This window comes from Kribbella sp. ALI-6-A (assembly GCF_001984195.1).
Classification (GTDB): Bacteria; Actinomycetota; Actinomycetes; order Propionibacteriales; family Kribbellaceae; genus Kribbella.
This window is the reverse complement of the sequence record NZ_MTQN01000007.1, coordinates 331545-345775: the sequence shown is the minus strand read 5'-3', so window position 1 is coordinate 345775 and position 14231 is coordinate 331545. Positions and strand designations below refer to the sequence as shown.

Genomic DNA, 14231 nt, shown 5'->3' with positions numbered 1-14231 from the left:
CGTCGCCGAGAGGTGTCGGTGACCGATGCCGCGGTCATCAAAACTTCTACACCGTCGTTCTTCCAGACGGGACGGTCACCGATGCATGGGAGCGGTGGCTGAGCGAGGTGGAGAACGAGATCGCACCGGCCCTGCGGCGAGCGATCGACATGCCGACCTTCGAACTTCAGGACAACGATCGCGCACTGCTCGCCCGTTGGGTCGCCCCGCCAATATCTCCGGGGCCCCGACAACCGTCGGCGGATGGCCGAGGTCGCTGCGATCACCGTTCAGGCTCAGGTTGGCATGGGCGGTCTTGCCTACCTCCAGCATGCGATGAGCGAAGGCTTGGGCCGCGCGGTATCCATAGCCGAGGCCGAACGCGTGTGGGACGACATCCACTCGCCCGAAGGACCTGAGGTCGTCGTCGACGGTGAAGAGCACCTCGACATCCTCGCCAGGACATACGACAGAGCGACCGCCATCGTTTACGACCGGTCCTGGTCCCGCGTTATCTACACGCGGAAACGGCTCGTGGCCTCAGACGTCCCAGTCTCCCTGGTACCGGGCGACGGTTACGACGAAAGAGGGCTAGCGGGCGCGATAGCAATCGCCGTCCCCCTGGATCGCCAGACCCTACTATGGCTCGAACAGCCCGGAGACCACGGCCCGAAGACCGACTACGACCGCCTCCCGTCCGCTCTCCTCGCGAATGTCCATAACCACTCCGCCGTACTCAGTGCAGAGGCTGACGCCACGGCACCAACGGGAGCAACTGTCAGTGTCGTGCTGACACGTGTGTGGTTGTGTCGTTCGACGAGCCACATATCTGTCGCGGCGAAGAGCCTCCACCTCAACCGCGGAGTAGAGACGCAGCCGAACTCGTCAAGCTGTGGAGGGTCATGTTGTGCGGGATGACAATGGGCATTCAACGTCTCACCGCAGTGACCTGTGCCGACCAAGATTGACAGGACTGCTTACGCCGCCCTGTGTGCATCGGACCTACGCCCTTCTCATACGAGGAGGAACGACAGCGTCGCATCCGCTCCCTACAGCTGTTCCAGTTGCGCGCCATCCCTCAGCGGAGGCGAGATTCCCATACATCGCGACCATTTCGTGCCACGAGTGATGCCACGCTGCCGTCCGCCGCCAACGGCTACTCCATAGGGCACGACTTTCGGTGCTCCGCCTTCGGGAAACGTAAATTCGCCTCACTCGCCGAGGCCACTGCGCCCGCCAGCACTCCCGGCCCTGGCCCGCTAAGTACCCGCTTGACTTGCCTAGCCGCGCCAGCGTCCCGACAGTGCACAAAGTACGACCGCCTCGGATACGGAACCGTGCTGATGAGTGAACTGCCTGCGAACTGCATCTTGTTGCAACTGGTTGCGTGATCCAACCTCTTGATGGTGACTGGTTGCCTACCTACTGTCACAGGTGTTCTTCCCTGGCTTGGGGGCCGTGGTGGGGAAGCCGTACAGCTACTGGGGGTTTGTTTTGTTTGCCCGAAGTCTGTCTTCTCGTCGTTCCGTCAGCGCGGCCGCCGCTGTATTGACGCTCTTTTCCGGGGGCGCGATCGCCGCGCTGCCAGCCGAGGCCAGCACAGCGGCAGTTCTCACTGCCCAGTTCACCGGGGCGCGTCCGTCGGCGACGCGGATCCCGTTCTCGATCTCTGACAAGGTGTCGGCCTCGGTCGATGTCGCCACTGGAAACCTGCTGGTCACCACGTCCGATCTGTTGTTGCCGGGGATCCAGGGCGATCTGCAGCTCGGTCTGGACTACAACAGCCTGCGGCTCGCCGCGGGAGCTGCTCTGCCGTCTGGTTCGGCCGGTGCGGGTTGGGCGATGCGGGTCGGTCAGGACACGAAGGTGATCCTGAACTCCGACAACTCGGTGCTCTACCTGGCACCGGAAGGCCGAGAGGGCCTGTTCCAGCCCGCCACCGCAACGACGTACACCGCTCCCGCGGGGTTCAAGGTCACCATGGTGAAAACGAGTACGGGGTGGACGATCACCGACCACTCCAGCAACCAGGTGTCGACGTTCAACTCGACCGGTCAGCTGGTGTCGATCAAGGACCGCAACGGCCAGTCCGCGACGTTCACCTACACCTCGGGCAAGTTGTCCCAGGTCGTCTCCACGCGCGGCGGAGCGGGCGCGAAGACGGCGAACTTCACCTGGTCGGGCAGCCTGGTCACGATCGCCCAGGCCGGCGACGACGGCACCCCGCGCAGCGTCGGCTACACCTATACCAACGGCAAACTGACCAAGATCACCGACCCGACCTCGAAGTCGACCCAGTTCGGGTACGACGCGACCACCGGCGACCTGACCACGATCACCAACGGCGAGGGCAAGCAGACCGCCATCCAGTACGACGTCTCCCACCGGGTGAAGAAGGTGACCCAGCAGAACCCGGCCGGCGGCGCGGCGACCCGGTTCACCTATTACTCCAACGGTGAAACCTACGTCGCGGACCCGAACAACACCGCCACGATCCCGTCCGAGGGCCCGCAGACTTACTACACGCTGAACGCACAGGAGTTGGTAACCTCAGTCTCCGACCCGGTGGGCCGTTCTCGGGCCAACACCTACACCGCGTTCAACGATGTCGCGACCTCGACCAACGGCGTCTCCGGGGTCACCACCTTCGGTTACAACTCGGCCGTCAACGGCGGCGAATCCCTGACCGGCGTCACGTCGGCCACCGGCGCGAAGTCAACCGCGGCCTACGCCAACACCGGCGCCGCGAAGTACCTGCCGTCCGGCGGTACCGACACCCAGGGCAACAACAAGCTCTTCACCTACGACGGCGCCGGCAACCAGCTCACCTCGGCGAACAGTTCCGCGACCGCGACGTCCAAGGTCGACTACAACGCCGACGGCACGCTGAATACCTCCACCGATCCGCGGGACAACGTCACCGACTACACCGTCAACGCCGACCACCAGTTGACCAACATCACCCCGCCGACCGGATCGTCGCTGGCGCCGGTCGTGGTCGACTACGACGGGTTCGGGCGGCTGCACAGCGTCCGCGACGGCCGCGGGCTGCGCACCATCTACGCCTACGACCGCGCCGACCGGATCAAGACCATCCAGTATTCCGACACCACCCCCGACGTCGCATTCACCTACGACGGCGCCGGCAACGTGCTGACCCGCACCGACGCCTCCGGCACCACGACGTACACCTACGACGCCCAGAACCGCGTCACCTCCCGTACGTCGACCTCTGGCGGTGGAACGCTCGGTTACGGCTACGACAAGGCCGGGAACCTGACGTCGAAGACCGATCCGCGGGGCACCACCGTCTACACGTACGACGCCGCGAACCAGGTTGTGTCGATGACGACGCCGAACGGTCAGGCCACCGCGTTCGCCTACGACGCCAACGGCAAACGCACCGACACCTGGTTCAACACCAACACCGCCCGGACGACGTTCGCCGCGCACACCAAGACCACCTTCGACAAGGCCGGGCGGATCTCGCGCACCTGGACGTCGCGCGCCTCCAACGACGCCACCAAGGTCTACGACACCTCGTTCTGCTACTCCCCTTACGTCTCCGGCCAGGCCTGCCCGTCCGCGACAGCGACGACCGACACCGGCGTCATCCGCTGGTCGGTCAACAACCTGAATGCCGCTCGGTCGATCTACAGCTACGACACCTCCAACCGGCTCACCGGCGTGACGAACTACGGCGGCCGCGACTATGTCTACGCCTACGACAAGGCCGGCAACCGCACCTCGACAAAGATCGACGGCGTCCAGGTCCAGGGCCTGGCGTACAACACCGCCAACCAGATCAGCTCCGCCGGCTACAGCCACGACGCCGCCGGCAATCGCACCGCCGACCCGGCCCAGGGCACCTTCACCTACAACGCCGCCGGCCAGATGACGGCTCGCACCAACGGCTCGTCCTCGAGTACCTACACCTGGGGCGGCGGCGACCAGAACGAACTCGTCTCCACCACCAGTGGCACCAACACCACCAGTTATGTCTACGGCCAAAACGACCGGAACGGCGTGCCGATCATCTCGTCGTTCATCAAGAACGGCCAGATCAGTTACCTCGACACCGACCCCACCGGCTCGCCCATCGCTCTCAACACCGGCACTGGTGTCGACTACTACACCCTCGACAACCAAGGCTCACCGATCGGCCTGGTCAACAACACGGGCACGGTGACCGCGACCTACACCTATGATCCCGCCGGCAAGCAGATGACCTCCACCGGAACCTCCGCCACGGTCAACCCCTTGCGCTACACCGCCGGTCTCCTCGACGACCAAACCGGCTGGCTCAAACGAGGCGTTCGCTTCCACGACACCACCACCGCCAACTGGACCAGCCAAGACCCCCTCAGCTTCCTGCTTGCGCCAGACGAGGCGAGCCGGTACTCCTATGCCAGCGGGAATCCAGCCAACAGGATTGACCCCACCGGTCTATACTCGGACGCCGACTTCCGTTCCGACCTCGGATTCATCGGCACGACGACTACCATCGGCGCGGCCGCCGGTTCCATCTTCAGCATCGGCCCTGGTACAGCTATCGGGGGAGCCGCTGGCCTTGGATTCGGAATCGGCTACGTCGTCACTGAAGGACTACTTGACGACGATTAGGATGATCGGTGATCCGGAGCAGGCATCCCTGAGTCGCTCCGGATCACTGTTCGCCTGCAGATCAGATCATTCGAAACCTCAAGGAAGCTCACCAGTGAGTCAGCCTAAGAAAAACTATAGAGCAATCTCTCTAACAATATTCATCGCAGGGATTCTGCTTGGCGCCCTCGCAGCTCTAGCAGGGCTGACCAGAAATCAAAGCATTGGCGTACTTATTGCAGCCCTTTCAATCGCTTTAGTCTTTATCTTATTCTTCACCAAACGCGCAAAAACCAAACCGCGCAATACTGAAGAACAGTAACGTATATCATCGCAGTAACCCCCCTCGGCGGATACGTGACGGATTGGATGCGAGCAGCGGCCTGGATACCTCGAACGTGCAGCGATTGGCGGAAGCCGCAGGTTGCCGCCCGCGTTCGATCTGTGCAGTCAACAGGTCGTCTGACTGGCCACCACCGCAGGGGACGAACGAAGGCGCCGTCAACGTGCCGTTCTACGGCACCGGGCGGCGCCTTCTCGTCGTTGTGAAGGCTGCGCAGGTTCATGATGCTGGCCCCGATGTTCGCGCCCTGTGGTGGTGCAGTGGGCCGCGCGCCGCTCGGAGTTCTACGCCGACCGGATGAGGGCCTATCTCGGGTACGGCATGCCGCTGTCGGAGGTTTTCAGCTACCGCGAGGCGGAGCGCGCGAAGCCTGGGCGAGCCTCCCTCGGCAGCCCAAGCTCGGCTCCCAGCCCCTCGACTCCGCCCGGCTACGGGAACTCGAGACGGTTCTCAAGGCCATGCCGAACCACAACCACCAGCCGCGCCGCTGACATGGGAGAGGATGTCGGTATGCCGGCATCCCGACACCACGCCGCGGTCGACGGTGAGCAGCTGCTCGCAGCGATCGAGTACGTCGAGCAGCTGTTGCCACCGATCGGTGCCGACGCCTGGCCGGAACGAACCGGGCAGCTGGGCGCAGCGGTCGACGCCGTACGCAAGCTGACCTGTGCTCACCCCGTGAGCATCGACCAGCGGGGCACCTGGCCGCGCCCGTACTGCCGGCACTGCGGAGTCCACGGCTGGTACTGGGACGACCCAGACACGACCGCCCACGGCTGGACCCCTGCCGCATATGTCTCACGACCGGCGTCGAGCTGCACGGCAGACCCTGATGCTCCGGGACCTCGCGGCCTTGGACTGTCACCAGGGACGCTGCGCAGCTCGGCCTGCGACCTGATGCCGTGGTTTCGGTTCGGTGTCAGCGCTGGACGCAGTTGGAGCGTGCCGAGCACGGTTGGGCGCGACGTCGGAATGTGCTTTTTCCAGCGGATGATCGGCACCGTGCACAACTGCTCGGCATTAGGCCCGGCGGCGCTCCCCGCGCCTAGGAGTACAGTGTAATTACCGGCGGTTTCTCGTTTCAGCGGTCAGCTGAGGCATCCTCGGTTCTCTCGAAGATCAGTCCGACTCACCTGTAGGTGCCGGCTGAGATCGGACCGACGCCGTGGAAGTCCCGGAACTCCTCACCGTCATGCATCAGGTCGCGTTGTCGCTGCGGTTCCCGATGGACGTCGAGCAGACCCTGCAAGGCATCACCGAGGCCGTGGTCGCGGCAACGCCGGCTATTGACCACGCGAGCGTCTCTCTCACCGCCAAGGACGGCAAAATCACCACGTTGGCTCCGACCGATGACATCGCGGTCCGAGCTGACGAGTTGCAGTACGAGCTGGGCGAGGGACCGTGCCTGGCGGCCGTGCTCGAGGAACCGGTGGTCCAGGTCGACGACATCCGCACCGATCTGCGGTGGCCGGTGTACGGGCCGCGGGCGGCGCGCGATTTCGGGATCGGGTCGCAATTGGCGTTCCAGTTCCGTGCGGAACCGCACGTGCGCGGCGGGTTCAACCTCTACTCCGACCAGCCGCACAGCATCAGCATCGAGGATCGCCAGCTCGCCATGCTGTTCGCCAACCTCGCCGCGGCCGCGCTGGGCTGGAGCCGCCAAGACGACACCCTTCACAGGGCGTTGGAGACCCGAAACGGCATCGGTCAGGCGATCGGCATTGTGATGGAGCGCTACCAGCTCGACCCGGACCGGGCCTTCGCCTTCTTGGTCCGAACCTCCCAAGCGGGCAACATCAAATTGCACCGAGTCGCAGCCGGGATCGTCGCCGATGTAGCCGCCAAGGCCAGATGAACCGGCTCGACGCTCTCATCAGCTGCCCGCACTGATCTCAGGAAGTGTGGGGACGTCTTCGGGCTGCACGTCAGCTCGGTGACGCATGAGTCGCAGCGGGTGCCGGTAGTGGCCGGCCTGCAGGGCCGCGTCGGCGGCGACTTCGACGACGACCTTGGGCTGGACCTTGATGATCGGGGTTTTGCTGCCTTTACCCCAATGGGTGGCGATCTGGTCGGGCCACGGGTGCCTGGCCGAGGCCGGTTTCAGTAGCTTGGCGAGTACGGCCGCCTGGTCGGACTTCAGCTTGACCGTGCGGCCGATCACTTCAGTTCCTTGCCGCGGTAGCGGCCGACGACCAAGATTTCGGGGTGCTGCAGGGACCCGGTGACGGCGCCGATGATCGCCTCAACGGTGTCGCGGTGCTTCACCTTCAGCCACTCCCGCCGGCCTGGCAGGTACCGGCTGGAGGCGCCTTTGACGACCAGGCCTTCGACGCCGCTGGTCTTGAACGGTTCCAGCCACTCCATGGCCTCGTCGGCGTCGGCGGTGGCCGGGGACAGTTGCAGCGGTGGCGTCCAGCCGGCCGCGAGGGATTCCAGCCGGGTACGGCGAGCAGTCCAGCGCATCGGGCGCACATCGACGCTGTCGATCGCGAGGACATCGAAGGCGACGAACGACGCCGGCTGGGCCGGGGCCAGGCGGCGCCGCACCGTTGCCGCGGTGCTGGCCATCCGCTGCTGCAGTGCGTCGAAGTCGAGCCGGTTCCCGGTCCACACCACCAGTTCGCCGTCGAGAACACAGTCGACGTCGACCTGCCGGGCCAGCGCGACCTGGACGTCGGGGAACTTCGCGGTGAAGTCGTTGCCGTTACGCGACCACAACCGCACCTCACCGCCGCGCCAGCCCGACCGGCCCAAGCAGGTCGCCCGCCAACGACTCCATCCCCCCAAGTCTCGCCACCATCGCCGCTCAGGCACAGCCGGGCGCACGCCTCGGTTGACGCTCAACCGCGTCTCAGCGCTAGGTGCAAGCATCAAAGCGGCATCGTCCAGCCCGCGCTCCTTCCGGCTGCCGGGCGTTCGACCAGGGCGCGCTGGCCAAGTTTTACGCCGAACGTGTGCGGGGTATTGGTCGGCGACGCGGGGTCACTCCTGCTCGTGTGAGCAGCATTGGGCGAGGGCTAGGAGGAGCCTGCTGTGTCAATGAACCATTCGTCAGCCGAGGAATTCGGTCGGCTGGCCGCGGACCTGCAGGCCGCCGACGGCGTCGAGCAGACCGTCGAGACAGTGGTGCAGTTCTCGCTGCAGGGTGTGGTGTGACTACGCCGCGGTCGTGCTGATCGCCAAGGCCCGACGCGCTCAGATCATGGCAATGACCGACCCGAAGCTAGCCGCGCTGTACCACGATCAAATCGATGCCGGCGCCGGTCCGATGATCACCGCGCTCAAGGAGCGGTCCGCGCTGCTGATCCCCGACGTCGCCGCAGACGACCGGTGGTCGTCGCAGTGGTGCCAGCAGATGCTGGCTGCCGGGATCCGTTCCGCGATGCACCTGCCCCTGCTGGTGGCCGGGCGCCCCGAGGCGGTGCTGGCGCTGTACAGCGCCAAAGCCCACGGCTTCAGCGACGACGATCTGGACATCGCGCACATCTTGGCCCAGCACGCCTCGGCCGCGATCGCCGCCGCTCGCTATACAGCCAACCTGACCCAGGCGGTCGACGCCCGCCGGCTCGTCGGCGAGGCGATGGACATTCTGATGGAGCGCTACAAGCTCGACGCGACCCCAGCGTTCGAAGTGCTGCGGCGCTACTCCATGGACGCCAACCGCAAACTGCGCGACGTCGCCCAAGAGCTGGTCGACAGCCGCAAACTGCCCTGAGCGCCCGGTGTAACGGTTCGACCTCGTTTTGCGATACTGGCGATGGATCGCTGACTCGGTGAGTCGGTGCATCAGCGGGGGCACTCCACCCGCACGGGGAGCAGTCGCGCGCGAGGTCCGGCCGCCCGAGGTTCCGGTTGTTCAGACCAGCAGCACCAGAACCGCCCCGCACACCATCACCCACAGCGCCCGGCCACCGCAGCCACAACCACCTCACGTGCAGTCGTCGCCAGCGACCGGTCGATCGCCAGAATCGCCGACCTAGCGCGGGCCGGACGAGCGGCCAGGTCAAGGTGCTGCATCAGCACTCCGGTGGCCCACTCGATCCGCTGCCTCGTCGAACTTGTGCGAACTCCTCACGCCAGGCGACGCTGCGGGTGCATCCTAAGATCCACCCGAGCGGGTAGATGGGAACGGTCACGCGCGCTGCATTGTCCAAGCGCGCGACCTGGCAGCCCATCTCCCGCGCGGGATCCTGACCACGTTACCAACAGGTTCCCGCTCAGCGAGCCACCAACCATGCGGGTTTCGCCTAATGGCTCGTCGGTGCGCTACCCCCGGTTTCACCGGACAAGCTACCGACGCACCTGCGACCCCGCACCCGCACTCCACGCGCCGAGGCACCAGTCGAGCGTTCAAACACGACTTGACGAGTTCAGTGAAGGTACCCATCCTTGACGTCGTACCGACTACCGTCGGGCAGCGCGGACTCGCCCGGGATCGTCTCGACCAGCTTCGCGAACTCGACGTCGACCGGGCCGACCAGATCGGCCGGCAGCCGGGTCGACGCCGCGCTGCCCTTCCCGTGAAGGAATCAGCAGCGGCCGGTGTCAGCTCATGTCGCCGTACGGCGACCGGTTCGGCGGCGACAGGCTGATCCCCTCCGCCTGCGCCTTGCCCCGGATCGCGTCCTCGGTGCGGCCGAGCTTCACGCTCATCACACCGACCGGGGTGTTGCCCTCGGCCAGCTCGCGCAACTGCTGCACGTCGTCGTCGGTCCACTCCTGGCCGCTGTTGCGGGTCGACTTCGTCTCAGCCATCGATCGACTCCCTTGTGGTCGCTAGGTAGTTGCCTACCGCACCAGTACCCAACTTCCACGATCACGATCTACTGCTCGCGTGCAGCTGCGACAGGCAACGCACGCGGTGGACCGCCGACCCAGCCAGGAACCCCTCAGCCGCCGGGGACCGACCTCAACCTGGACGGTGAGCTGACGACCGGCGCCAGGGAGAGCCACGGGATTCACCGTGGCCAGATACCGCGCAGAGCCAACGTCGACCGGATGCGATGCACCTGACCTGCGGTCTTGTGGTGGGGCGGGTGGGGCTCGAACCCACGACCCAGGGATTATGAGTCCCCTGCTCTGACCGGCTGAGCTACCGCCCCCGGCGCCTGGTCGGCGCTTGTCGGGAGATCGTATCTGGTGGGCTCCGGATCGTCGGCGCCGGAGGATAACCCGGCGGGCCGCTTGGCTGTCGCGCGTTATCCACAGACACCGGGTTACCACACGGTTACTTCCCGTAGTTGTCCACCGATCTCAGATCGGCCCGTTCTGGCGTGGTGAATCGCGGCACCATCCCTTCAAGAGAGAGGGGAGAACGATGGCCGAGATGGACTGCGACGCCGCTGACGTGACCGGGCTGGTCGCCTACCTGCGCGACCTCGGGCGGCACGAGCTGCTGAGCCCGGAAGAGGTGTACGAACTCTCGACGTGGATCGAGGCCGGCGTACTGGCCGCTGACGAACTGGCCCGGGCGGCGCCGACGACGGACCGCGCCGAGCTGGACCGCCGTGCCGAGCTGGCTGCGGTCGCCGAGCTGGGTCGGGCCGCTCGGCGACGCATGATCGAGGGAAACCTCCGGCTGGTGGTGAACCTGGCCAAGCGGTACGGCGGCAAGGGTTTGTCGCTGCTCGACCTGATCCAGGAGGGCAACATCGGCCTGATCCGGGCCGTCGAGCGCTTCGACCACAAGCTCGGCCACCGCTTCTCGACGTACGCGATCTGGTGGATTCGGCAGGCGCTGGGCCGCGCGATCTCCGACCGGTCACGTCTCATCCGCATGCCCGCGCAGGCGTACGTCGACGCCGGCCGCGTGGCCACCGTGCATCGCGAACTCCTCCAGCGCCTCGAACGAGAACCCACTACCGAAGAGCTCGCTCAAGCCGCGTCGCTCACTGTCGCGCGCGTTGAACGAGCACAAGCCTGGAAGCTTCGACCCGCCTCATTGGACATCAACGAAACCGACCAGATCGTCGACGACGAGCACTTACTCCAGCGGGCCGCCTTGAACCGGGACTTGCACTGCCAACTGGAACACCTGGACGACCTGAAGCAGGACGTCCTCCGCCTCCGCTACGGGCTGCACAGCACGTCCCCTTCCACCTTGGAGGAAACCGCCGAACGCCTCTGTCTTCCGCCTGCGAAAGTCCGGGCTCTTGAGTTGGAGGCCCTCCGTTACCTGCGGCATGCGCCCGGACTGAGGGAGTACGCCAACTCGACCTGACCCAGCCCTCGCCTGTGCGGACCTCGGGCGAGGGCCAGGCTGATCCCCGCCGGACAGGCTCGCCGACGCGACCTGCCCGTGGTGGCGCCGCTGTGCGCTGCAGCTGCCGCAGGCCAGGGCCCGTCCCGCCGGAACGGGTCGCCGAGCGGGACCTGACCCGCGACGCCGCTGTGCGCTTGCGGCTGCCTCGCTACTGCGCGGGGTTACATCTGCCGTACGTCGACTTCTGTCACCCACAACAAGTCGGCGTATGGCAGCCACGCGGCTCGTCGGCTCGCGGAGCGTATGGCCGAGGAGGGAGATGATCGGCGCTGGTTGAAACTCAGCCGCACGGCTGCGGTCGTACGAGTCCTCGGGGCGCTCGTTCGCCGCCGTTCGGCGCGGCCGGCTCGCGGTGCTCTGGTGACCCGGATCTGCCGAAGGAGCTGACGAGGACGTCATTGAAGGTGGGCCGCGCCGAGGTCGTCGAAAGTTCGAGTGGGCCGACGAGGTCGTCGACGATTCGCGTCGACGCGACCAAGTTGTTGTCGACGTCCGGCTGGTGCGTCAGATGTCGTAGATGCCCTTGATGTCGCGGCCGAAGGTGCCTTCCGGGGTTTCTACTTCGAGGTAGTAGAACTCCTCGGTGACCGGGTGGGCGTTGAGGTAGGCAAGGGCTTGAACGCGGTCAGTGGCGCGGTAGGCCTCGTACGTGGCGATCTCGCCGTCGCTGGTTCGGCGCATGACCTTTTCGATGAACTCAAGGACGAGAGTGGGGTCGGGCTCGACGGTGTCGGGGAGAAGGACGTGTTCGTCGATCAGGGCTTGGAGGCGGGCCTGGGCTTCGTCGTCGGGGGCTGAGGCAAGCAGGGTTTGCAGGGCCTGTTCGGCTGGTTCGCGGCCCAGGCGGAGGGATTCGGTGCTGGGGGCGCCGAAAGTCATCGTGTGGCCGCGGATCTCGTCGCGGAGGATCAGGACGGTTCGCTCGCAGGCGGTGTCGGCCTGGATGTCCCAGAGGGCGGCGCCCGCGGCAGCTCGTACGGCGGGGTCGAGGTCGGCCAGGCGGTCGACCAGTTCTTCGATCTCGGCGACGGTCGCAGTGCCGGGGGCCGGGCCTTGCTGGATGGCAGCGAGGCGGACGGCCGGGTCGGGGTGGCTCAGGTAGCCGACGATCATGCGGGTTCGGTCTTTGTCCGCGACGCCGTCGAACAACCGCTGCACGTTCGGCTGAGCCGGCAGTTCGATGGCGTCGCCGGGGCCGAGGCCGTATCGGTCCGGCACGGAGATGGTCTTCTGCCGCCGGAAGAGTCGCATAGGTCTCAACTTAGGGTTTGGCGTCGAGTGGCGCCAACCACTGGTTGGAGACCTGCGCTTCGCCCCAGGAGGCTGTCAGAGTTCCTCGCACTGGGCTTCTGTCGCGCTCTGCAACCCGGGCGCCTGAGCGGTAGGTGCGGCGAAGGCCGTGAGCAACTGCGCGAGGCGCCCGGGTCGATGGCGTTGGAGACCAGGCGGCGGGGCGGTTGGCGTGGGCTGCGACGATGGAGGTGTGTTCAAACTTCGGCGTTCGGTATGGCCCTCTGAGCTGGTCGAGGCGGTGCGGGTTGCCGCGGGTGAGCGGGACGACATTCTCGCGGCGGTGCAGCTGACGGACGGGGCCTGGGTGGCGGGGACTCGGTCGGCGGTCTATCTGCCGGAGGGGGACAAGCTTCGCCGGGTGGGTTGGGAGGCGATCGAGCGGGCGGCGTGGGACTCCGAGGGGTCGGTGCTGCACGTGTACGAGACGACCGCGTTCGGGACGCCGTTGCGGTCGACCGATCTGGCGGTGGACGACCCGGGACGGTTCGGGCAGTTGCTGCGGGAGCGGGTCGACGCGAGCATCGTCGTACAGCGGCACGTTCCGTTGGCGGGCAAGAAGGGCGTGCGGATCGTCGGCCGGCGGAACCCGGCGACGACGGACGCGCCGATCGCCTGGAACTTCGTTCTGGACAAGGGATTGTCGCCGGACCAGCCGGGGCTGATCGAGCGGGCGGAGGCGGCGTTGCAGGGTGTTCGGGAGGAGTTCGGAGTCTGACGCGGAAGGCGGTTCGGGCCCGCGATCGGGGTGCGCGAATCCCGTTTTTGTAGTTCGGCCGGAGCCTGCTAACCTAATCCGGTCCTCGGGGATCGGGGACAACGCAAGACCACCGATCCCGCGTAGCTCAATTGGCAGAGCAGCCGGCTGTTAACCGGCAGGTTACTGGTTCGAGTCCAGTCGCGGGAGCAACAAACGATCGACCGGTTCCGGCTTCGGAATCGGTCTTTTTGTTGCTTGAACGCCGGGCGGTCGGCGGTCGGCGATGAGCCGGTTGGGCTCGAGCCGGCCGGCAACAATTCCGCCCGCACTCGAGCCGTACGGGGTTGAAGTGGGGCACTCCAGCCGGACTGCGCTGAAGTGGGTCATTCGAGCCGGACGGCGGTGTTGCGGGGCGCTTCAGCTGATCCGCGGTGATGCGCGACATCTCGGGCGAGAGCGTCGATAGAGGATGGTTGAGGCGGACGGCGCTGAAGTGGATCATGCGATCCGGACGGCTTTGGTGTGGGTCGCTCCGGCTGCACCGCGGTGATGTGGGGCATTTGAGCCAACCGCGTTTGCGCGGGCTCTCCAGCCCGCATCCGTCGGTGTGGGCCACTCGAGCGAGATCGGGTCGAAGTTGCTGCGCCCGGGGCGGAGCGCGTTCGCTCGGGCGTGAGTTCGAACGCCCCGTCGCTTGGTGCGACGGGGCGATGACGACAGTGGGTCAGCTCTTGTTCTTGCGGCGCTCCAGGGCACGCTGGATGCGGTGTGGGGGTTGCCCGGTCAGCTTGGCGATCAGAGGGACGCGGTACTTGAATGCCGCGACGGCGCCCACGATCAGCACCAGCAGGATGAACCAGCCCATCGAATTTCTCCTTCGGTCGGACCTGGACTCCATCATCCCCTGCCGGTGGTGAGAAGCACTGGGTCACACCCCTGAGACAGCCCTGGTTTCCGGCCGGAAATGGGGGCCTTACGGTCGCCCGGAGGTGGGCGAGGGTGCCCGACGGTCGCCGAAGGGCCGGGGAAGGGTGTCCGGCTGCCGCGCGGAGGCC

14 protein-coding genes and 2 tRNA genes are annotated in these 14231 nt (G+C 66.1%); 9 read left to right on the top strand and 7 right to left on the bottom strand.

Translation table 11 applies throughout. The features are described from left to right. The first annotated feature begins 243 nt into the window (after positions 1 to 243). From BWI15_RS38695 to BWI15_RS38690, 3 genes are all read left to right on the top strand, one after another. On the top strand, positions 244 to 897 hold the full coding sequence (locus BWI15_RS38695) for a hypothetical protein (protein ID WP_143465418.1): 654 nt from the start codon (positions 244 to 246) through the stop codon (positions 895 to 897). Positions 898 to 1656: 759 nt separating this feature from the next. Next, complete coding sequence (locus BWI15_RS05590; protein ID WP_143465417.1) at positions 1657 to 4602, top strand: RHS repeat-associated core domain-containing protein; 2946 nt, start codon at positions 1657 to 1659, stop codon at positions 4600 to 4602. A 94-nt stretch (positions 4603 to 4696) separates the two neighbouring features. Beyond that, complete coding sequence (locus BWI15_RS38690; protein ID WP_143465416.1) at positions 4697 to 4903, top strand: hypothetical protein; 207 nt, start codon at positions 4697 to 4699, stop codon at positions 4901 to 4903. Positions 4904 to 5374: 471 nt separating this feature from the next. Here the strand turns inward: BWI15_RS38690 and BWI15_RS38685 are convergent, their stop codons facing one another. After that, entirely contained in the window at positions 5375 to 5599 is a 225-nt protein-coding gene (locus tag BWI15_RS38685; RefSeq protein ID WP_143465415.1) for a hypothetical protein, read from the bottom strand. A gap of 490 nt (positions 5600 to 6089) precedes the next feature. Here BWI15_RS38685 and BWI15_RS05585 point away from each other — a divergent pair, with 490 nt between their 5' ends. Beyond that, entirely contained in the window at positions 6090 to 6779 is a 690-nt protein-coding gene (locus tag BWI15_RS05585) for an ANTAR domain-containing protein (protein ID WP_237771139.1), read from the top strand. Positions 6780 to 6797: 18 nt separating this feature from the next. Here BWI15_RS05585 and BWI15_RS05580 read toward each other — a convergent pair whose 3' ends face one another. Then, positions 6798 to 7085, bottom strand: a complete 288-nt coding sequence (locus tag BWI15_RS05580; protein WP_077013196.1) for a hypothetical protein — start codon at positions 7083 to 7085, stop codon at positions 6798 to 6800. Beyond that, on the bottom strand, positions 7082 to 7648 hold the full coding sequence (locus BWI15_RS05575; protein WP_168197265.1) for an ATP-dependent DNA ligase: 567 nt from the start codon (positions 7646 to 7648) through the stop codon (positions 7082 to 7084). Before BWI15_RS05575 ends, BWI15_RS05580 begins: the two co-directional genes overlap by 4 nt. A gap of 445 nt (positions 7649 to 8093) precedes the next feature. Here BWI15_RS05575 and BWI15_RS05570 point away from each other — a divergent pair, with 445 nt between their 5' ends. Together BWI15_RS05570 and BWI15_RS40425 are read left to right on the top strand one after the other, a co-directional pair. Continuing rightward, on the top strand, positions 8094 to 8639 hold the full coding sequence (locus BWI15_RS05570; RefSeq protein ID WP_237771138.1) for a GAF and ANTAR domain-containing protein: 546 nt from the start codon (positions 8094 to 8096) through the stop codon (positions 8637 to 8639). A 674-nt stretch (positions 8640 to 9313) separates the two neighbouring features. Continuing rightward, a complete protein-coding gene (locus BWI15_RS40425; protein WP_269087157.1) occupies positions 9314 to 9448 on the top strand; it encodes a hypothetical protein in 135 nt (44 codons plus the stop codon). Positions 9449 to 9469: 21 nt separating this feature from the next. Here BWI15_RS40425 and BWI15_RS05565 read toward each other — a convergent pair whose 3' ends face one another. After that, on the bottom strand, positions 9470 to 9679 hold the full coding sequence (locus BWI15_RS05565) for a hypothetical protein (protein WP_077013194.1): 210 nt from the start codon (positions 9677 to 9679) through the stop codon (positions 9470 to 9472). A gap of 270 nt (positions 9680 to 9949) precedes the next feature. After that, positions 9950 to 10026, bottom strand: a tRNA-Ile gene (locus BWI15_RS05560). Positions 10027 to 10241: 215 nt separating this feature from the next. Between BWI15_RS05560 and BWI15_RS05555 the strand changes: the two genes are divergently transcribed. Further along, a complete protein-coding gene (locus BWI15_RS05555) occupies positions 10242 to 11144 on the top strand; it encodes a sigma-70 family RNA polymerase sigma factor (RefSeq protein ID WP_077013193.1) in 903 nt (300 codons plus the stop codon). A gap of 546 nt (positions 11145 to 11690) precedes the next feature. Here BWI15_RS05555 and BWI15_RS05550 read toward each other — a convergent pair. Then, the gene (locus BWI15_RS05550; RefSeq protein WP_143465414.1) at positions 11691 to 12335 is read right to left on the bottom strand and encodes a hypothetical protein; all 645 of its coding nucleotides are present in this window, start codon (positions 12333 to 12335) and stop codon (positions 11691 to 11693) included. Between the two features lie 334 nt (positions 12336 to 12669). Between BWI15_RS05550 and BWI15_RS05545 the strand changes: the two genes are divergently transcribed. Together BWI15_RS05545 and BWI15_RS05540 are read left to right on the top strand one after the other, a co-directional pair. Beyond that, entirely contained in the window at positions 12670 to 13194 is a 525-nt protein-coding gene (locus tag BWI15_RS05545) for a hypothetical protein (RefSeq protein WP_077013191.1), read from the top strand. 116 nt (positions 13195 to 13310) lie between these two features. Next, positions 13311 to 13383, top strand: a tRNA-Asn gene (locus tag BWI15_RS05540). 517 nt (positions 13384 to 13900) lie between these two features. Here BWI15_RS05540 and BWI15_RS39245 read toward each other — a convergent pair. After that, a complete protein-coding gene (locus BWI15_RS39245) occupies positions 13901 to 14041 on the bottom strand; it encodes a hypothetical protein (protein ID WP_168197264.1) in 141 nt (46 codons plus the stop codon). Positions 14042 to 14231 lie beyond the last annotated feature (190 nt).